Annotated in this window: 21 protein-coding genes and 1 tRNA gene; 18 read left to right on the plus strand and 4 right to left on the minus strand. The window is 62.0% G+C overall.

Annotated elements, in window-relative coordinates; genetic code table 11:
• Nucleotides 1-30: 30 nt before the first annotated feature.
• The 4 genes from V8192_RS13910 to V8192_RS13925 are packed head-to-tail and all read left to right on the plus strand — an operon-like array spanning nt 31 to nt 2612.
• Complete coding sequence (locus tag V8192_RS13910; protein ID WP_341633700.1) at nt 31-336, plus strand: accessory factor UbiK family protein; 306 nt, start codon at nt 31-33, stop codon at nt 334-336.
• A complete protein-coding gene (locus tag V8192_RS13915) occupies nt 336-848 on the plus strand; it encodes a type III secretion system chaperone family protein (protein WP_373276368.1) in 513 nt (170 codons plus the stop codon). The genes V8192_RS13910 and V8192_RS13915 overlap by 1 nt, the downstream gene beginning before the upstream one ends.
• Complete coding sequence (locus V8192_RS13920) at nt 845-1687, plus strand: pyrroline-5-carboxylate reductase family protein (protein ID WP_341633701.1); 843 nt, start codon at nt 845-847, stop codon at nt 1685-1687. The genes V8192_RS13915 and V8192_RS13920 overlap by 4 nt, the downstream gene beginning before the upstream one ends.
• Before the next feature lie 31 nt (nt 1688-1718).
• Entirely contained in the window at nt 1719-2612 is an 894-nt protein-coding gene (locus tag V8192_RS13925; RefSeq protein ID WP_341633702.1) for a branched-chain amino acid aminotransferase, read from the plus strand.
• Here V8192_RS13925 and V8192_RS13930 read toward each other — a convergent pair.
• Nucleotides 2609-3178 (minus strand): PadR family transcriptional regulator, encoded by a 570-nt coding sequence (locus tag V8192_RS13930; protein ID WP_341633703.1) that lies wholly within the window; start codon nt 3176-3178, stop codon nt 2609-2611. The two genes, V8192_RS13925 and V8192_RS13930, sit on opposite strands and share 4 nt — an antisense overlap.
• 47 nt (nt 3179-3225) lie before the next feature.
• Here V8192_RS13930 and V8192_RS13935 point away from each other — a divergent pair, with 47 nt between their 5' ends.
• The 9 genes from V8192_RS13935 to V8192_RS13975 all read left to right on the plus strand — a co-directional run bounded on the left by V8192_RS13935 (nt 3226) and on the right by V8192_RS13975 (nt 8385).
• A complete protein-coding gene (locus tag V8192_RS13935) occupies nt 3226-3630 on the plus strand; it encodes a hypothetical protein (RefSeq protein ID WP_341633704.1) in 405 nt (134 codons plus the stop codon).
• 92 nt (nt 3631-3722) lie between these two features.
• Nucleotides 3723-3797: transfer RNA gene (locus V8192_RS13940), tRNA-Gln, on the plus strand.
• Nucleotides 3798-3888: 91 nt separating this feature from the next.
• The gene (locus tag V8192_RS13945; protein WP_341633705.1) at nt 3889-4488 is read left to right on the plus strand and encodes a LuxR C-terminal-related transcriptional regulator; all 600 of its coding nucleotides are present in this window, start codon (nt 3889-3891) and stop codon (nt 4486-4488) included.
• A gap of 89 nt (nt 4489-4577) precedes the next feature.
• On the plus strand, nt 4578-5111 hold the full coding sequence (locus V8192_RS13950; protein WP_373276363.1) for a fasciclin domain-containing protein: 534 nt from the start codon (nt 4578-4580) through the stop codon (nt 5109-5111).
• 77 nt (nt 5112-5188) lie between these two features.
• Nucleotides 5189-5398: a DUF378 domain-containing protein gene (locus tag V8192_RS13955; protein ID WP_341633706.1), complete on the plus strand. Its 210-nt coding sequence runs from the start codon at nt 5189-5191 to the stop codon at nt 5396-5398.
• A 449-nt stretch (nt 5399-5847) separates the two neighbouring features.
• A complete protein-coding gene (locus V8192_RS13960) occupies nt 5848-6063 on the plus strand; it encodes a hypothetical protein (protein ID WP_341633707.1) in 216 nt (71 codons plus the stop codon).
• Nucleotides 6064-6156: 93 nt separating this feature from the next.
• Nucleotides 6157-7089: a bifunctional helix-turn-helix transcriptional regulator/GNAT family N-acetyltransferase gene (locus tag V8192_RS13965; protein ID WP_341633708.1), complete on the plus strand. Its 933-nt coding sequence runs from the start codon at nt 6157-6159 to the stop codon at nt 7087-7089.
• Nucleotides 7090-7234: 145 nt separating this feature from the next.
• On the plus strand, nt 7235-7939 hold the full coding sequence (locus tag V8192_RS13970) for a VIT1/CCC1 transporter family protein (protein ID WP_341633709.1): 705 nt from the start codon (nt 7235-7237) through the stop codon (nt 7937-7939).
• A gap of 83 nt (nt 7940-8022) precedes the next feature.
• Entirely contained in the window at nt 8023-8385 is a 363-nt protein-coding gene (locus V8192_RS13975) for a RidA family protein (protein WP_341633833.1), read from the plus strand.
• A gap of 27 nt (nt 8386-8412) precedes the next feature.
• Here the strand turns inward: V8192_RS13975 and V8192_RS13980 are convergent, their stop codons facing one another.
• Nucleotides 8413-9024 (minus strand): helix-turn-helix domain-containing protein, encoded by a 612-nt coding sequence (locus tag V8192_RS13980; RefSeq protein ID WP_341633710.1) that lies wholly within the window; start codon nt 9022-9024, stop codon nt 8413-8415.
• Between the two features lie 159 nt (nt 9025-9183).
• Between V8192_RS13980 and V8192_RS13985 the strand changes: the two genes are divergently transcribed.
• Nucleotides 9184-11019 carry an aspartyl protease family protein gene (locus V8192_RS13985; RefSeq protein ID WP_341633711.1) on the plus strand — a complete coding sequence of 612 codons (1836 nt, stop codon included), beginning with the start codon at nt 9184-9186 and terminating at the stop codon, nt 11017-11019.
• A 98-nt stretch (nt 11020-11117) separates the two neighbouring features.
• On the opposite strand, the gene V8192_RS13990 is transcribed toward V8192_RS13985, so the two are convergent.
• Nucleotides 11118-11852, minus strand: coding sequence for a LuxR family transcriptional regulator (locus V8192_RS13990; RefSeq protein WP_341633712.1), 735 nt, complete (start codon nt 11850-11852; stop codon nt 11118-11120).
• 254 nt (nt 11853-12106) lie between these two features.
• Here V8192_RS13990 and V8192_RS13995 point away from each other — a divergent pair, with 254 nt between their 5' ends.
• The 4 genes from V8192_RS13995 (at nt 12107) to V8192_RS14010 (ending at nt 15739) form a co-directional block, all read left to right on the plus strand.
• Nucleotides 12107-12865: a LuxR family transcriptional regulator gene (locus V8192_RS13995; RefSeq protein WP_341633713.1), complete on the plus strand. Its 759-nt coding sequence runs from the start codon at nt 12107-12109 to the stop codon at nt 12863-12865.
• A 150-nt stretch (nt 12866-13015) separates the two neighbouring features.
• On the plus strand, nt 13016-13795 hold the full coding sequence (locus V8192_RS14000; RefSeq protein ID WP_341633714.1) for a DNA -binding domain-containing protein: 780 nt from the start codon (nt 13016-13018) through the stop codon (nt 13793-13795).
• A 177-nt stretch (nt 13796-13972) separates the two neighbouring features.
• The gene (ada, locus tag V8192_RS14005) at nt 13973-15103 is read left to right on the plus strand and encodes a bifunctional DNA-binding transcriptional regulator/O6-methylguanine-DNA methyltransferase Ada (RefSeq protein ID WP_341633715.1); all 1131 of its coding nucleotides are present in this window, start codon (nt 13973-13975) and stop codon (nt 15101-15103) included.
• 177 nt (nt 15104-15280) lie between these two features.
• Nucleotides 15281-15739 carry a DUF1203 domain-containing protein gene (locus V8192_RS14010; RefSeq protein ID WP_341633716.1) on the plus strand — a complete coding sequence of 153 codons (459 nt, stop codon included), beginning with the start codon at nt 15281-15283 and terminating at the stop codon, nt 15737-15739.
• A 487-nt stretch (nt 15740-16226) separates the two neighbouring features.
• Here V8192_RS14010 and V8192_RS14015 read toward each other — a convergent pair whose 3' ends face one another.
• Nucleotides 16227-16928 (minus strand): ArsR/SmtB family transcription factor, encoded by a 702-nt coding sequence (locus V8192_RS14015; protein ID WP_341633717.1) that lies wholly within the window; start codon nt 16926-16928, stop codon nt 16227-16229.
• Between the last annotated feature and the right edge of the window lie 68 nt (nt 16929-16996).

Below are 16996 nucleotides of genomic sequence, written 5' to 3' on the forward strand. Positions count from 1 at the left end.
CTATTTCCGCGCCGAAAGGGAGGATTTGCGATGCAGTCCGAGAACAGGATGTTCGACGACTTCGTGAAGATGGTGAACGGCTTTGCCGGAACCTTTGCGGGAATGGGCCGCGAGGCCGAGGCGTCCGCGCGCGAAAAGTTCAAGGAGTGGATGGGCGGCGCCGACTTTGTAGGTCGGGACGAGTTCGAGGCTGTGAAGGCCATGGCCGCCGCTGCTCGCGAGGAAAACGAAGCATTGAGGGCGCGCGTCGCGGCCCTTGAGGCGAAGATCGGCGCTGGTGGCACCGGCGGTCCCAAGAGCGGCACCCGCAAGCCGAAGACCAATCCGGGAGCGTGATCCTGAGCGAAGAAGAAATCCAGGACGAGCGCGACGACGGCGCTCCGATCGAGGTGCTCGAGCAATATTTCGAGGCGCGCGGCTGGGCATGTGAACGGACGGCCGAAGGGGAAATTGTTGCCTCGGCGACCGGAAGCTGGGCTCAATATGAACTCCGCGGCGTGTGGCGCCCGGAGGACCAGGTCCTTCAGTTTCTCGCGTTTCCGGATATCAAGGTCGCACCGGAGAAGAGATCGGCCATCTACGAGGCCCTCAGCCTCATCAACGAACAGCTCTGGCTTGGCCACTTCGAAATGTGGTCGACTTCGGGGCTGGTCGTTTTCCGCCACTCGACGATCCTTGATGCGCGCGAAGGCGAGGGCCTCAGCCTCGAACAGGCCGAGGCGATCGCCGAAGCCGCGGTCGAGGAATGCGAGCGCTTCTATCCTGTGTTCCAGTTCGTGCTCTGGGGTGGCAAGGCGCCAGGCGAAGCCATCGCCGCTGCACTCATCGACACGCACGGCGAAGCATGAGCGGCACGCTTCAACTTCCACAGCCGACGTGGTTCGCCGGCTGCGGCAACATGGGCGGGGCCATTGTTGCGGGATGGCGATCGGGCGGACTGGACCTTGGCGCGGTTACCGTGATCCGCCCGAGTGGTACGCCCGTCGACGGTTGCCGCGTCGTAACGAGCTTTACGCAGGCGGGCCCGCCCCCCAAGCTCGTAGTCCTCGGCTTCAAACCGCAGAAGCTGGGTGAGGTCGCGCCGCAGCTGCGGCAATTCCTCAGCGCCAGCACAACCATCGTTTCGCTTCTCGCAGGGGTCGAGACTGAAAGCCTGCGGCAATGGTTTCCTGGTGCGGGCGCAGTCGTTCGTGCGATGCCCAATCTCCCCGTTGCAGTTCGCCGCGGAGTTACCGGTCTTTACAGCACTGACGCAGCTTCAAAGACCCAGGACGAGCTCAACAATCTCTTTTCGGCGCTTGGCTTTGCGATTTGGATGACCGACGAAAGCAAGCTCGCGGCGCTCGGTTCTGTCGCAGGTGCAGGCCCGGCTTATGTCGCGAGATTCATCGCTGCGTTGACGAAGGCCGGTGAAAAGCGGGGCCTCTCCCAGGAAATTGCAGCCGTGATCGCGCGCGAAACTGTACTTGGAACGGCCTGGATGGCCGCCACCACCGGCGAAAACATGGATTCGATCGCACGCCGCGTCGCCAGTCCCAAGGGGACGACCGAAGCAGGTCTCGCCGTGCTCGATCACGAACACGTGCTCGACGAACTCATTTTCCTGACGATCGAAGCGGCGGGTCGCCGCGGAGCGGAGCTGGCCCAGGAAGCCCGCTCGCTTGCCGAGGCACCGCGCCTGTCCTAGGCGCGTTGCGGCTCCGTTACAGGATAAGAAAATGGCTGAGGTGCAAGGCACGTTCGACGACCGCGACGGCTGGATCTGGCTTGATGGCAAGCTGGTGTCGTGGCGTGACGCGCGCGTGCACGTCCTCACGCACGCCCTGCACTACGCAAGCAGCGTGTTCGAGGGACAGCGAGCCTACAACGGAGAAATCTTCAAGCTGCGCGAGCATACGGAGCGACTGCGGCGAAGCGCGCAGTTGCTCGGCTTCGAGCTTCCATGGACCGTAGAGGAAATCGAGGCGGCGTGCATTGAGGTGGTGAAGATCAACGGCTTCACGGACGCGTACATGCGGCCCGTGGCATGGCGCGGATCAGAATCGATGGGGGTCGCTCCCGGCATTACCAAGCCTCACCTCGCGATCGCGGCCTGGGAATGGGGCAAATATTACGAACCCCGGATTTCGGAGAACGGCATTCGGCTCGACATAGCGCCGTGGCGCCGGCCGGCGCCCTACACGGCGCCAACCGAATCCAAGGCGTCGGGTCTTTACATGATCTGCACCATGTCGAAGCAACACGCGGAGCAGAGGGGATATAATGATGCCCTGATGTTCGATTGGCGCGGACGGGTCGCCGAAGCCACAGGTGCGAACGTCTTTTTCGTGCGCGACAATGAGCTTCACACTCCGACGCCCGATTGTTTTCTGGACGGCATCACGCGCCGGACGGTCAAGGACCTTGCACAGCGCCGCGGCATCACGATCAACGAGCGGGCGATATGGCCTGAGGAGCTTGAGACTTTCCAGCAGATGTTTCTCACAGGCACTGCAGTCGAGGTTACGCCGGTACGATCAGCGGGTCCCTGGAACTTCGAGGTCGGCGAAATGACGCGCCAGCTCGCGAAGGATTATGATGACTTGGTGAACGGCCGTATTCCCAACGACTAGGTCTTGGAGAGGCGCGATGGGTCGGCAACGTCGCGAAGACCGTTAGCCTCGATGTCGGCGAGAAGAGCGTTGAGCCAATCCCGATCCAGCCCGCGCTGGAGTTCGATGTGGCGCAGCAGGTGAGTTCCGCCGGTGCCAAGTCTTGGTGCAAGTTCCTCGGAAATAGGGCGGAGCTTGGCGATGAGGTCATCGAGGCGTGCAATGCGCTTGCGAAGGCTCGCCTCGACCGTTCGCCGATCGGCGAGATGAAGGAAGAGAAGCGCACCATAGAGGGTCTGGGACACTGGTCCCTCGATATCGAGCTGCCCGTGCAATCCGTCACGAAATGCTTCCTTGCCCTTTGCTGTGATGCAATAAATCGTGCGCACGCCGCCGCGGGCGACGCGCTGCTGCTCAACGGCCTCGATCAGCCCGTCTTTTTCAAGCTGGCGCACCGCATAGTATAGCGTACCGACATCTACCTCGATGTAGCATTCGACCATCGCCGCTTCGAGCCGGCGCTTGATTTCATATGGGTGAAAATTCCCTCGGTGCAGCACGCCGAGAACAAGAAATCTTGCGTTCATAGTTTAATTAAACTAATAAGACTCGACTAATCAAGAGGGGATGTTGCATGCTTCGAGTCGCCGGAAGCGTCATTGCGGGACTGATCACCTGGGTACTTATCGCCACCCTCCTCAACTTCGGGCTGCGCTTTACGATTCCGGCCTACCATGCGGCCGAGGCGACGCTGCAGTTCACCTTGGCGATGAAGATTGGCCGACTGGTCGAAGCTGCAATAGCATCGGTTGCAGCGGGTGCCGCCGTCGCTCTTGTGGCGCCAAGAAGCCGATGGGCGCCTGCGCTCATGGGCCTCATTGTCCTTGGCATGTTTCTTCCCGTGCACCTGAGGCTCTGGGACAAGTTCCCTATCTGGTACCACCTCGCGTTTCTGGTTCCGCTCATTCCCCTGGCGGCCGCAGGCGGAATGCTCCCGTCTGCTCGAACGACCCGCTCGAGAACCGCCGCATCGACCTGAGGAACCGCGCCTTTCCATTGCGGCATCAGGCCTTTCCACCCGGCATCCGGGCGTTATAAGCGCCGCTCCCCCGCAGATTGCGGAGCGCCTGCTGGGGCGTCGCCAAGCGGTAAGGCACCGGTTTTTGGTACCGGCATTCGCAGGTTCGAATCCTGCCGCCCCAGCCAATTTCTTCCTGATGAAAAATCCAGGCGTTGTCAGACCACCCCAAGGCATTCGGGCAGTTCAATATCGCTGTCGACTGGCTAAAACGACGGCATGGATCACGAGCAGCTTCTCGAGAGCATCGCCGTCAGTCCGATTGCCACGGTCATTACCAACCCTCGGCGAGCGGACAACCCGCTTGAGGTGGTCAATCCCGCTTTCTGCGCACTGACGGGCTATCGAGTGGAGGAGATCATCGGCCGCAATTGCCGCTTCCTTGCAGGGGCAGCGACCGAGCCCTGGATCACCGAGCGCATCCGTGGAGCGATTTGCTCACGCCAGTCGGTCCTGGTGGACATCCTGAATTACCGCCGCGACGGAACCCCGTTCCGCAATGGCGTGCTGGTTACGCCGCTGTTTGACGAGCAGGGAGCAATCGCCTGGTTCCTTGGCTCTCAGGTCGAGCTTGGACCAGACCATGAGCCGCAGTTCGCCGCCCGGCGTGCGCGCGCTGTGGCACTGGTGAAGACGCTTCCCAAGCGGCGCATGCAGGTCCTGGCGCTGATGGCCCGGGGGCTGCTGAACAAGCAGATCGCCTGGGAGCTCAAGCTCAGCGAGACAACGGTGAAGATGCATCGTTCGCTGCTGCTCGAGCAGCTTGGCGTCGAGACTTCCGCGGATGCCATTCGCATCGCGGTGGAAGCGGGCCTCTGATGCACACCAAAGGAGGTATGGAGCCGCAGACGCTGCAACCCTAGCTCTGGTCCGACGCCGGAAAAGCGACGAGGCAAGGAGTTGGACTAATGATTTCGCGTTTGAACCTGAGAGCGCTTGTAGCCGCCGGCGCCCTGATGACGCTCCCCACGGCCACGGCTATCGCCGGAAGCCCCAGGGCGACTGTTGTGGACGCCGCGATCGGCTCTCAGGACCACCAGACCCTGGTCGCAGCGCTCAAGGCTGCAGGGCTGGTCGACACTTTGAAGGGGCGGGGGCCGTTCACGGTATTTGCGCCAACCGACGCAGCCTTTGCGAAGCTCCCGTCAGGCACTGTCGATACGCTGCTGCAGCCCGCTAATCGTAATCAGCTGCGCACGGTGCTCACTTATCACGTTGTTCCCGGCAAGGTGACGTCCAAGGCGCTCTTCCGGATGATCCGTGCGAGCGGCGGCGAAGCCAAGCTCACGACCGTGCAGGGCGGCGTGCTGAGGGCCCGCCTGTCGGGCGATCGGATCTCAATCAGCGACGCTAACGGAGGAACGGCAATGGTCACGAAGGCGGACCTTCTCTCGTCGAACGGCGTCATCCACGTAACCGACGCGGTCTTTCTTCCCAAATAAACCCGCGTCAGCGCCGGTCGCCTGTTCTCGCTCTATTCGGCGGCCGGCGCTCCCTTCACGACATCAGGAGTTCTTCAATGCGCATATTGAACAAAATTACCCTGCTGCTGCTTATCGTCGGCGGCCTCAACTGGGGCCTGGTCGGCGTGTTCGGCTTCGACCTGGTCGCCGCTCTTTTCGGCGAAATGTCCATGTTGAGCCGGATCGTTTACACGCTCGTCGGAGCCTCCGCGCTCTGGCAGATCGTTCCGCTGTTCGAGGGCGAGAACAGCCCGGCTAGGGCCTGAGCGAATCGCGGCGAACTGAAACTTGGGACCGTCACTTTTAGTCGGTTGGCGAGCCAAACCAACGCCTCAGGTAGCCTAGGACAAACTCGTCGTTCTGGGAGATCGAGCTCGTGACCGACATAATGCGAAGAGGTCGTGTGAGGCGCGCTCGCTTCTCCGAAGCGGCGGGCCGCGACTAAGCTGAGCTTCACGCCGCCTAAGTTCGGACCTCGCTGGATCTAACCCAGGCGACGATGAAAACACCGTGGCGCTGATCTGAAGCTTGGGGACATGCCTGCTTGGACGTTCCCCGGGCTCTCGCGCCGCCGTCTTATGTGGCGTTCATGCGCTCGGGGGCCTGCATTCAAACGCAGAGCCGGGCGCACCGGACCAGTTGGTAACCAGGCGGCCAATGCGGCATTGAAGCGGTTCTAGGTCGGTGCACGCCTGCGCGCCGGTGGAGAAACGATGTGGCCGACAATCGAGCTCTATTCGACTTCGAGGTGGATTTTTCCAATGGAGGTGGACTCCAGGGCCAAGGCTTCCGTCTCGACATCGAAGGCGATGATATCTCGGACGAGGCGCTCGCCGCGCACATTGTCCAGGATTTGCGCCTGCTGATGGTCGCCGAAGTCCGGATCCTGAAAAAACAGATCATCGAGGAGCCGCACAAGCGGGCCGTCTGAGCGCGGCTGCGTTGATTCGATCTCCGCCAGCCTGCGGGCAAAGCAAGTCGAAACAATGTTGACTCAGTCAACATTCTTCCTCACCGTCGAAACATGCTGAATAGCGATCTCAATTCAATCGGTCGGCTTCGCGCGTTCAACAGGTTGTACACCAACCGCCTTGGGCTGCTCGACTCTCGCCTGGATGGCAGTGCCTTCACGCTGAGCGAGGCCCGTATACTGTACGAGCTGGCGCACCGCTCAGAAACCACGGCTGCTGAGATTGCCCGTTTGCTGAGGATGGACCGTGCCCAGATCAGTCGGACGCTCAAGCGCTTTTCAACTCAAGAGCTCGTTACCGTTCGCGACAACCCCCACCACGGCAGGCAGCAACTGCTCTCTTTGACTGAAGCCGGGCGGCGCGCTTTCGAAGATCTCAACGCCCGGACCGACAGCGCGATCGGCGGCGTCCTGGAGGATCTGGGACGACGACGAACCGACCAACTGCTGCAAGCGGCGACGTCGATGGCAGAAGCGCTCGATCCAGCCGAAGATTCGACCTGCGTCAGCCTGCGCGGACTACGCGTCGGCGACCTCGGCCTCGTCACTGCGAGACAGGCCCTCGTCTACGCCGAGGAATATGGCTGGAACCAGGATTATGAGGCGCTCGTCGCCGAGATACTCTCGGACTTCCACAAGAAGTTCGATCCCGCTCGAGATGCCGCATGGATCGCTCAGATGGGAGGAGACATGGTCGGGTCAATCTTCCTGGTCGGCGGCGATGAGCCAAATATTGCGAAGCTCCGGCTATTGTATGTCGAGCCTGACGTGCGCGGAGCCGGAGTGGGAGGGCTGCTCGTCGAAACCTGCATCAAACAGGCGAAAGCACTCGGATATGGAGAGCTCCATTTATGGACGAACAGTGTTCTTTCGTCTGCTCGGCGTCTTTACGAGCGCTTCGGTTTCACTCTTGCTGACGAGAGACCGCACCATTCGTTCGGCCAAGATCTTATTGGCCAGAATTGGTCGCTGGGCCTGCGCGATTGACGCGCATCCAAGGATCTGCCTTCGGATCTAGTACGGACGTAAGTCCGCGATCGGTTTCGAGCGGGCCTTTAGGCCGGTAGGCATCGCTCCTGGACGGTAGTAACGCGGCGGGCAGCCGCCTGGATCGATCCGAGGAGCATTCGCCATGCCGAGCGCCAAATTCCATCCCGAACGACATCAGGTGGAGCGTATCGGCTGGCTCCGCGCTGCTGTTCTTGGCGCAAACGATGGCATCGTCTCGACGGCAAGCCTGATTGTGGGTGTTGCCGCTGCGGCCTCGACAAAGGGACAGATTCTGCTGGCTGGTGTCGCCGGCCTGGTCGCAGGCGCCATGTCCATGGCAGCCGGCGAATATGTGTCCGTCAGCTCGCAGGCTGATACCGAAGCCGCGGACCTTGCACGTGAAAAGGCCGAGTTGGCGAGCGATCCTGAATTCGAGCATCGCGAGCTTGCCGCAATCTATCGAAAACGTGGCCTCGACGAGAAAACTGCCGACGAGGTCGCGATGCAGCTGATGTCGCACGACCCACTTGCCGCCCACGCTCGCGATGAACTCAGCATCACGCATGTAACCACGGCACGTCCAATTCAGGCGGCGCTGACTTCGGCCGCGACGTTCACCACCGGCGCCTGCCTACCTCTGGTGAGCGCATGGCTTTCGCCTGTCGGCCGGCCGATGATCATCACGGTCTCGGTTGCCTCATTGCTGTGCTTGGCGATGCTTGGAGCCATTGGAGCTAAGACTGGCGGCGCGCCGGTCGTCAGAGCGACCTTGCGCGTTGCGTTCTGGGGCGCAGCGGCAATGGCCGCCACAGCGGGAATCGGCACTCTTGTTGGCACTGCCGTGTAACGAAACGAGTAGCTACGGACGATCTTCGACTGCGTCCGGTCACTCTCACGGTGTAAAGGAATAGAGCCATACCATCGCGCGTCATCGACAACGAAAATATGCCAGCGCCCCTCGGCCCTTATTCGCACGCCGTGGCTGCTTCCGGAGAGCTGGTCTTTATTTCGGGACAGCCAGGAATAGACGCCAATGGCGACGTGCCTGGTCAGTTTGAGGAGCAGGCGCGCAATGCCTTCGAAAACCTGTCGAGGGTGGTCGCTGCTGCAGGCCTTGAGATGACTGACGTCGTAAAGACGACGGTATATCTCGCGGACGCGTCACAGTTCAGCGTCCTCAACTTGCTTTTTGGAGAGTATTTCCCAACGTCGCCGCCAACACGCGCCACGCCGATCGTGCAACTGCCGAAAGGTCTGCTGATCTCGATTGAGGCAGTCGCTGCGCGCCCCTGAACAACGATCCAAGGTCGGGACACCCGATTATCCGGGAAACGCGAATCCCGCCGAGTGGCGGCGTACTGCGGCGGGGGAAGATCCGGTCAGCGCCGCGATCGCGCGCGACATGTGCGCCTGGTCGGCAAAGTTACACTGTGCGGCGATCTGGCTGAGCGGCGTATTGGTCGCACGGACCGCCTCTAATGCTTGTATGGCGCGCTGGGTCGCCCGGTAGGAAGCCGGGGTCGTGCCGAACATCTGGCTGAAGCCGCGGCTGAGGCTGCTGGCGTGAAGCCCCCGCCCGCTCGCCCATTGGCTCAGGCTGAGCGACGGATCGGCCCGCAAATCTCTTGCCAGTTGTTCCGGCCAGTCTCCCTCGGGAGCCGACGCCGGAACGAAGCATTCGGCAAGAAGTTTGAAAGCATCGGCTGCGCTCCCTTCGCCGACACGGACGATTTCGTCGGCATCGGCGACGGAGCCGAACAATCCGCCCGACCAGCGGCCCGGCAGCTCAATCACCCAGACATCGGCGCCGCGAACCTCGAACCGATCGAGATGGCTTTCGTAGGCCTGGTGCCAGATGACGTCGCCGGGCTGCAACCGATGGCAGCCCGTGTCCCCGGCTTCGACATAGCAGCCACTAAGGACGAGGGTCACGAATGGCTCCTGGTGACAATGACGGAGGAGCGTTTCGCAGGAGCCGTGCCGCGTCCGGCCCGGCATGGCGCGGCGGAAGCGATCATGTGAAATTCGTTCAAGACGAGCCATCGCCGCCTCTCCTAATCGGTTCGCATCATTTCACCAACGGAGCGACCGGTGCGTGTACTTTTGATTTTTCCGGTGATCCTCGTCTCAAGCGGCGTCCTCGCGTCAGGAAATTCACCGACGGTCGATAGGGTCCTTAATGCCAATCGGGCTGCGATGGGTCGGACGCCAGGGGCTGGGACGCTCAGGCTTTCCTACACCTATCGAAGCAGCGGCCTGAATGGCTCATTCGACACCAGTGTCGACCTTGGGACGGGCGCGTTCGTCAATCGTTACGACCTTTCGGCCATCAGCGGCGCGAATGGGTTCGACAATCAAGTTCCCTGGCAAACAGACGTTTCCGGAGTCAGCACGGCCCAGGAGGGAGGCGACCGGGTTCCGGTCGCGGTCAGCGAGGCCTATCGCAACGCAAACCTCTGGTGGCGAAAAGACCGGGCCGGAGCCTCGATTTCCTATCGTTCTCGCGAAACGATCAACGGGCATCTGGCGGACCGCCTACTGGTCAAGCCTCGCGGGGGCAAAAGCTTCGATGCGTGGTTCGACACAAGGACTCACTTTCTCGTCCAGGTCGTCGAACCGCAGCAGTTCTTCAAGGTCGTGACCGCTTACGGAAATTATCGCCCCGAAAGCGGCATGATGCTGCCGCACAGCCAGACAATCGACACGGGAGCCGGAAGCGCCGACCAACTGGTTATGCAGCGCGCAGCGCGCGGCCCGGCCTTGGGGGCGTCCGCCTTTTCGCGGCCCCGGGGACCCGCGAGCGGGGGGCATATCGAGGGTGACGCCAAGTCCGTCACGCTGCCCTTCCGGCTGCTCAACAACCACGTCTACGTCGAGGCGATGGTCGACGGCCATGGACCCTATACCTTCATTGTCGATACCGGCGGCCATACCTTGCTGTCGCCCCGGCTCGCCGCCGAGGTTGGCCTCAAGGTGACGGGCGAGGGCGTCTCAACGGGCGCCGGGTCCGGCTCAACCAAGACGGGGTTTGCCAGATATCGCGAGATTGCGCTCGGCCCGGTCAAGCTCAGAGGCCAGCCGGCGTTTATCAGCAACATCTACGACAAATCGATCGAAGGCATAGACGTCGACGGAATGCTCGGCTTCGAGCTCTTCTCGCGGTTCGCGGTCACGCTCGACTATGGCGCGAAGACGATGCGGATTTGCAACTTTGGCGCATTCGATCCGAAGGGCCTCGGGGCACCCGTTCCCTTCAAGTTCTACGATCACCTGCCGTCCGTCACCGGCCTCATCGACACGCTCCCGGCGCGGCTCGACATCGACACCGGTTCAAGAAGCGAAGTCAGTGTCACGAGTGCGTTTGTCGCGCGGGAGAAACTCCGTGAGCGCTACCGGCCGGGAATCGACGTCACTACGGGCTGGGGGGCGGGCGGTGCTTCGCGTTCCTACGTCGTGCGCCTGCCTTCCTTGACGCTCGGAACGGTGAAGGCGGACAATATTGTCGCCGGGCTGTCCGAGGACAAAGGCGGTTCGCTAAGCGACCCCAATTTCGAAGGCAATATCGGCAGTGGCCTCCTCAAGCGCTTTGTCGTCAGCTTCGACTACAGCCACCAGACGATGTTCCTGAAACGCCTCGACCCGCAGCCGGCTGACGCCGGCCGGTTCGATCGTTCAGGGCTTTGGATCAACGCAACCAGCGATGGCTACAAAGTCACTGAGGTCGCGACGGGCAGTCCGGGCGAAGCCGCAGGCATCCGGGCGGGCGACATGATCGAATCGATCAATGGACAGCGTGTGCATGCCGAGAAGCTGTCTGATGCACGAATGTTGCTGAGGAGCCTTTCACCGGGATCGCACGTAACCTTGGTATTGAAGCGAGACGGGCAATTGCGCTCGGTCGATCTGGTCCTGCGCGATCTAATATGACCGTGCATCATGCTCAGCCCGCAGTACGGCCAAATGTTTCAGTCTTGATGTTGCGCTGAAGGCCAGCGCCGGCGCTCGAGAACTCCGCTCGTGGGCTCTTAACGGCGAAGGACGTCCAGAAAGCCGATCGTCCCGTCGAACAAGGCATGGATCGCAAGCAGGGTTCGCTTACCGACATCGTAACGTTCGCGGGCCTGTTTCAAGTGCTGGATGACGGTTTCGTGGCTGATCCCTAGGATCTGCGAGATCTCCCAGTCCGACTTGCCGCGGGCGGCCCAGATGACGCACTCGGTTTGCCGGTCGGTAAGCCGCACTGCTGAATTTGGGTCGCGCATCCGGCGCATGCGCCGAGCTGCTTCGAAGGCGAACGCCCCTACAAGCTGAAGTAAGGCCAGGTGTTCCTCGGAAAAATGCTCGCCGGTCGCGCAAGCAAAGGAACAGGAGCCATGGGCTTCGCCCGGGACATGCGCAGGTACCGTGAAGCCGTCGCCGATCCCCTCGCGCCGGGCAGCTTCGAGCACGGCTTTGTCGCGCACCGTCAGCGCCATCATTTCCGAGAGCTTCGACCAGACAAAGCCGACGCTGGTAAGATTGCTTGCGCGATGAACGGGATCGACACGGCCAAGCGACTGCTCGTCGAACCATTCGGCCCATCCGGCGGGATAATTGTGAAGCCGGATGGCGCTGCTCGAGCGACGCACGTCGACATGGTGCGTGAGCGCGAAATAGCGAAAGCCGAGGTCCGCGGTGACCTCGCTGATCGCCTCTGTTAATTCGGCTTCGTTTCGCAAGCCCCGGACGTCTCTTACAAACTCCTGTACGCGATCCAGCATCTCCCGCTGCGGCATCGCCGCGACGCTGCAGGAGGGTGCTTCCAAGGCACGACACTTCCGCAGCGGCCTTTCTTCCAAGCGCAGATGCAAGGACGGGTCTCAATCCGACCAGCAACGCAGGAACCGAGCAGTACAGAATAGCGTAGCTTTGCCGTTGAGCAAATAAATAATATGTTTGTTAATACGAAGGGTGACTGATCTGCCTCTAATAGACTTGCAAGTACTTACCTTCTGGTAAGTTGATACGAGGCAGAATGACGAGGGCCATCGAAGAGTTCATAGCTAGTATAGCGGGATGTCAAGACTTAGCAGGGCTCGCGCTCATTTTAAACGAGATATCGCTCGAACTCGGCTTCGATTATTATGCACTCCTTCATCATGACAGCTTGGTTCGGCAGAGAGGCGGCCTCATAAGGCTGGTCCGATACCCTCAAGGCTGGTCCGACGAGGTCGACCGCTTGGGTTTTGCGCGGGACGATCCAGTCCATCTTGCATGCAGCCGCGTGAACACCGGCTTTTGCTGGGACGAGGCCAGTTCGATCATCGAGTTGAGCGACCGCCACCGGGCGATCTTCGCTCGAAGCCATCGCTTTGGACTAGGTGGCGGCTTCACAGTTCCCGCGAACATTCCAGGCGAGCCGCGCGGCTCATGCTCCTTCGCGGTCCGTTCAGGCAAGGCCTTACCGGTCCGGCATTTGCGCTACGCGGAACTGATCGGCGCGCATGCGTTCCGGTCTGCGCGGCGCATTCTTGGGATACACCGACCCGCCCGAGCGCCGCACCTCAGCAGACGAGAACTTCAATGCGTCGAGCTTGTCGCGCAGGGTAAAAGCGACTTTGAAATTGCAGTCATCCTCGGCATCAGCTGCGAGACCGCCAGGCAATATGTGAAGCGCGCTCGCTTGGCCTACGACGTGGTCAGCCGAACGCAGCTTGCGGTTCGTGCGCTTCAGGATGGCCGTTTCGTGCTCGACTGTCGCCCGACCGAACTTCTCGATGATTCCCGCTCGTAAATTCCCCTCTGTGGGGGAATGTCGGTTCTGCCCCGCACCTGCTTGGATGCGGCTCTCTCGAGCTGCCGGAGCAGGCGAATGATGCCCGATCAATCACGCCGCGCACGCAGTACCCGAGGCATGAAGTAAGTCAGCCCGCTGGTGAACTGCGTGGAATTCCCGAGTGGACTTGCGAACTGGAAGGAGGCCGGAGCTTACCGCGAGCTTTTGGCTGCCGACAGATCCGCGATCGCGTGGGAATGGCTACGCCGCTCGGAGGATTATCGGCGCGCCGCGTGCGGAGCGATCGCTCAGCGGGCCGTAACGGGGGCCAGCCTGGACGACGCCGAGGTAGCGGCGCTTGCCTGGGGCATGCACCGCTTTGAAGATCCGCGGCTCGAGGCTGCTGCTGGCCGGCCGATGTGGAGTGCAGCAAAAATGACCTCGGTCCTCACCGCCCGGGCGGAACCTTCCCCCAAGGATGCGGACGCGTTCCTACTGGACTCGGTCTCGCAGTCTGCGCGCGTCATACTTTCCCCCGGCTGCGAACGGATCCTGCTCAGCGACGGTTTGAGATCCTTAAGGATCGACGTGACCGGCGCCTCGCCGCGCCTGGGGCCTGTTCGACTGTCTTATGGTGTCGAAGGAATACGTTCGGCCGCCGCAGCGCTCGCCACACTCCACGCCTTTTTGAATTTCATGACCGTCGGCCAGTTCCCGCGCGCGCCGCGGGCCTTTGCCGCTTCAGCGCGCCAGATCCTCCTCCTCCGGACTTGGGATGCAATGATTGCGGGGGCGGACCAGAGAGAGATCGCAAGCGCGCTTCTAAGCGCCGACGCGGCGGCTGGTCGCTGGCGCGTCAATCATCCCAGCCTTCGCTCGAGAGCCCAACGCCTCGTCCGCACGGCACGGCATATGGCGGCCGGCGGATTTTGGCGGCTTCTTGCCTGAGCCCGACGCGCTTGCGTCCCGGCTCTCCCGATCCCACATTGAAACGACTGGAAGGCCTGTGGGCGGCAATGTGCCGATCGGCGAGGCACCCTCCGCATCCGGCGGTCTGCAGCCAGGCGAGTTCAAGAGCAAGCGGCGGAGTGTATCAAACATTCCCCATCTCTAGATTGAGCAATTATGCAGGTTCTGAAAATTGCCGCTGACAGTGCGGTGCTCCATTACGACCCTTATTCGTCCGACGATCGACGCTGGGAAGCGGTTTGTGCGCGTGACCGGGCGGCTGACGGCCATTTCGTTTTCGCTGTCTCGACCACGGGGATCTTTTGTCGTCCATCGTGTGCGGCAAAGCGCGCGCGTCGCGAAAACGTCGGCTTTTTCGAGGGAGCCGAAGCGGCGATCTCTGCAGGATACCGGCCGTGCAAGCGCTGCAAGCCCGCCGACGGAACTGCCGGCCGCCACGCGGAACTCGTCGCTGCGGCGTGCCGCTTCATCGACGAAGCGGAAGAAACCCCGACCCTCGAGGAAATCGCGGGCGCAGTGGCGATCAGCCCTTTTCACCTCCACCGGATATTCAAGCGGGTAACGGGTCTGACGCCGCGCGGCTATGCAGCCGCGCGCAAGGCCGAACGGGTCAAGGACAGCCTCGCGGGCGGACAATCGGTCACCGCCGCAATCTATGCAGCCGGCTACGGATCATCGAGCCGCTTCTATGAAACTGCGCACAGCAGACTTGGAATGAAACCCAAGGCCTATGCATCGGGCGGCGCCCACGAACGGGTCCGCTTCGCGCTCGCACACAGCTCGCTCGGTGAGGTCATCGTCGCAGCAACCGACGCGGGCATTTGCGATGTTCGGTTCGGGGACGATCCCGAGGAACTGGTCGGCGAGGTTCGCGCCCGATTTCACGAGGCAGACGTGGTCGAAGGCGATGCCGAGTTCCAAACAATCATTCAGACGATCGTCTCGCACATCGAAAATCCGGGCGCGGAAGCGGTCACACTGCCGCTCGATGTCCGCGGCACTCTGTTTCAGCAGCGGGTCTGGGAAGCGCTTCGCGACATCGAGCCTGGCGAGACGGTGAGCTACGCTGAGATCGCGGAAAAAATCGGTCAGCCCAGGGCAACCCGCGCGGTCGCCCAAGCCTGCGCCGCCAACCGCATTGCCGTGCTGATTCCCTGCCACCGTGTCGTCAAGTCCGACCGGTCGACTGGCGGCTATCGCTGGGGAACAGCGCGCAAGCAGCTCCTGCTCGACCGTGAAGCTACGGCCGGTGCCGGCAAAAGCGGCCCCGCCGGGGTTTCGGCCTGAACAAGCCTAGCTCGACGAGGATCATCCTGGACCTTGCCTCAGCGCTGGTTGCTGAAAGCAATCCGGCGACAGCATCATCGTCTCGGCGAAAAACCTGAATTCAAGAGCAAGGCGCGGAGTGCGGGGGTAGCTCTGCCTTCCTAGGTTACTGATCCATCCACCCAAGGAGAGGATCAAGTGGCCTTTCTTCTGTCCGGTCTCGCCGCCAGCGAGTTCGAACATCTTTTCGGGAAATCCGAAACCGAACTCAAGCTGGAAGGGGCCGTCCGAGTGGCCGCCGGCGAGGGATTCCCGTGCCGGGTGACGCTTCGCGACGCCGAGCCTGGCGAAGCGGTCCTCCTGTTGACCTATGAGCATCAGCCGGGCGTAACCCCGTACCGCTCGTCCGGCCCGATCTACGTGCGCGAAGGCAATCATCCAACAGCCGTGCTGGACCGGATTCCGGACGAAATGCGCGGCCGGCTATTCTCGGTCCGCGCCTACGACGCCGTGCATCAAATGGTCGACGCCGATGTGGCTCCGGGGGCGGATCTCGAAACGCTGATCGAAGCGCTCTTTTCCGACCCGCGCGCCAGCTATCTTCATGTCCACCATGCTCGGCGCGGCTGCTTCGCCTTCAAGGTCGACAGGGCATGATCCGTCAATTGGTCGCGGGATCCGCGCTGGCCCTTTCCACCCTTGCAAGTGCCGGTCCGCCATTGCCCGCGCCCTCTGCTTCCCAAAACAGCCGAACGAGCCAGTGGCAGTGGTCGGACACCCAGAGGGGCACCCGGCCGCTGGTCGTGAGGCTGGTCCGCGGCTCGGTTCGGATCGTTCGGCGTGAAGGATCTACCGCAATGACGATCGAGGCGACCTCGGCAACCGGAGATCCGGCCGCGGTGACCTTCGCCGTTGAGCGCGCGGGCGGTGCAGTGACGATCGAGGACCGTTACGGACGGCCGGTCATTGCAACGTGGCGGGAATGCCTTCCGCCACTCGGCGAAAGGGGCGACTTCTGGACCAGCGATGTCGTGATGAACGCGGTGATTTACGCGCCAGCACACTTGCCTGTGCATGTGGAAATCATGGACCCGCGGCCGCTCAAAACCGCTGGGTCGGCGGATAGGGCGCCGTTGTCCCCTGGCTATTTATCGACCCCTGCGAGACTGAGACCGAACAGGCTCTCGAATCCTCGCAGACCTTCTCGCGTAATCGTGACGGCACGGCTGTCCCGTTGACGCTCTGCCCAGCCGAGCTCGAAGCTGCGTGCGGTGATCGCTGCGCCGACCCTGCCGCCGATGTGCCACCTGCGTTCGCTCCAATCGAGACAGGCCCTGCAAAAGGCTCGGCGGCTGGTGCCCTTAGGGGCAAGGTCGGCTCCAAAACGCTCGAGAAGCGCAAGGCCCGATGGGGTGATCGCGCCGCCGTCCTCGCTCAGCACCGCGTGTCCGCGCTCGACCAGGCTGTCGGCGATCCCGACGCCAAGGCCCCCTGCAAAATGATCGTAGCAGGTGCGCGCGCGCGCCGTAGCCTCGTCGCAGCGCGATTGCGGGCGGAATCGTCGCGGCCCGTCGGACGCGACAACCATCAAGCTCTCGAGTGCTGCGGCAACTCGCGGTGAGCCCAGTCGGAAATAACGATGACGGCCGCTCGCGGCGACCTTGATGAGTTCGCCTTCGACGAGCTTTGCCAAATGCTCGCTCGCAGTTGAAGGCGCAACGCCCGCGGCGAGCCCAAGTTCGGTGGCGGTCAAGGCGCGACCATCCATCAGGGCGACCAGCATGTTGGCGCGAGCAGGATCGCCAATCAGCGCGGCGGCCTCCGCAATATAGGGACTTGCGCTCATTGGGTGCAGCATAAGCGCTTCGCCATCTGATGTCGCGAAGGACACGTTTCGGTTTCGGCCGAAGCGAT

This window comes from Sphingomonas agri, from assembly GCF_038148795.1.
GTDB classification, from domain to species: domain Bacteria; phylum Pseudomonadota; class Alphaproteobacteria; order Sphingomonadales; family Sphingomonadaceae; genus Sphingomicrobium; species Sphingomicrobium agri.

Bases quoted from the DNA above. Each gene is read 5' to 3' on its own strand.
- V8192_RS13910 (WP_341633700.1), top strand. From the start codon at position 31: ATGCAGTCCGAGAACAGGATGTTCGACGACTTCGTGAAGATGGTGAAC.
- V8192_RS13920 (WP_341633701.1), top strand. From the start codon at position 845: ATGAGCGGCACGCTTCAACTTCCACAGCCGACGTGGTTCGCCGGCTGC.
- V8192_RS13925 (WP_341633702.1), top strand. From the start codon at position 1,719: ATGGCTGAGGTGCAAGGCACGTTCGACGACCGCGACGGCTGGATCTGG.
- V8192_RS13930 (WP_341633703.1), bottom strand. From the start codon at position 3,178: ATGAACGCAAGATTTCTTGTTCTCGGCGTGCTGCACCGAGGGAATTTT.
- V8192_RS13935 (WP_341633704.1), top strand. From the start codon at position 3,226: ATGCTTCGAGTCGCCGGAAGCGTCATTGCGGGACTGATCACCTGGGTA.
- V8192_RS13945 (WP_341633705.1), top strand. From the start codon at position 3,889: ATGGATCACGAGCAGCTTCTCGAGAGCATCGCCGTCAGTCCGATTGCC.
- V8192_RS13950 (WP_373276363.1), top strand. From the start codon at position 4,578: ATGATTTCGCGTTTGAACCTGAGAGCGCTTGTAGCCGCCGGCGCCCTG.
- V8192_RS13955 (WP_341633706.1), top strand. From the start codon at position 5,189: ATGCGCATATTGAACAAAATTACCCTGCTGCTGCTTATCGTCGGCGGC.
- V8192_RS13965 (WP_341633708.1), top strand. From the start codon at position 6,157: ATGCTGAATAGCGATCTCAATTCAATCGGTCGGCTTCGCGCGTTCAAC.
- V8192_RS13970 (WP_341633709.1), top strand. From the start codon at position 7,235: ATGCCGAGCGCCAAATTCCATCCCGAACGACATCAGGTGGAGCGTATC.
- V8192_RS13990 (WP_341633712.1), bottom strand. From the start codon at position 11,852: ATGCTGGATCGCGTACAGGAGTTTGTAAGAGACGTCCGGGGCTTGCGA.
- V8192_RS13995 (WP_341633713.1), top strand. From the start codon at position 12,107: ATGACGAGGGCCATCGAAGAGTTCATAGCTAGTATAGCGGGATGTCAA.
- ada (WP_341633715.1), top strand. From the start codon at position 13,973: ATGCAGGTTCTGAAAATTGCCGCTGACAGTGCGGTGCTCCATTACGAC.
- V8192_RS14015 (WP_341633717.1), bottom strand. From the start codon at position 16,928: ATGAGCGCAAGTCCCTATATTGCGGAGGCCGCCGCGCTGATTGGCGAT.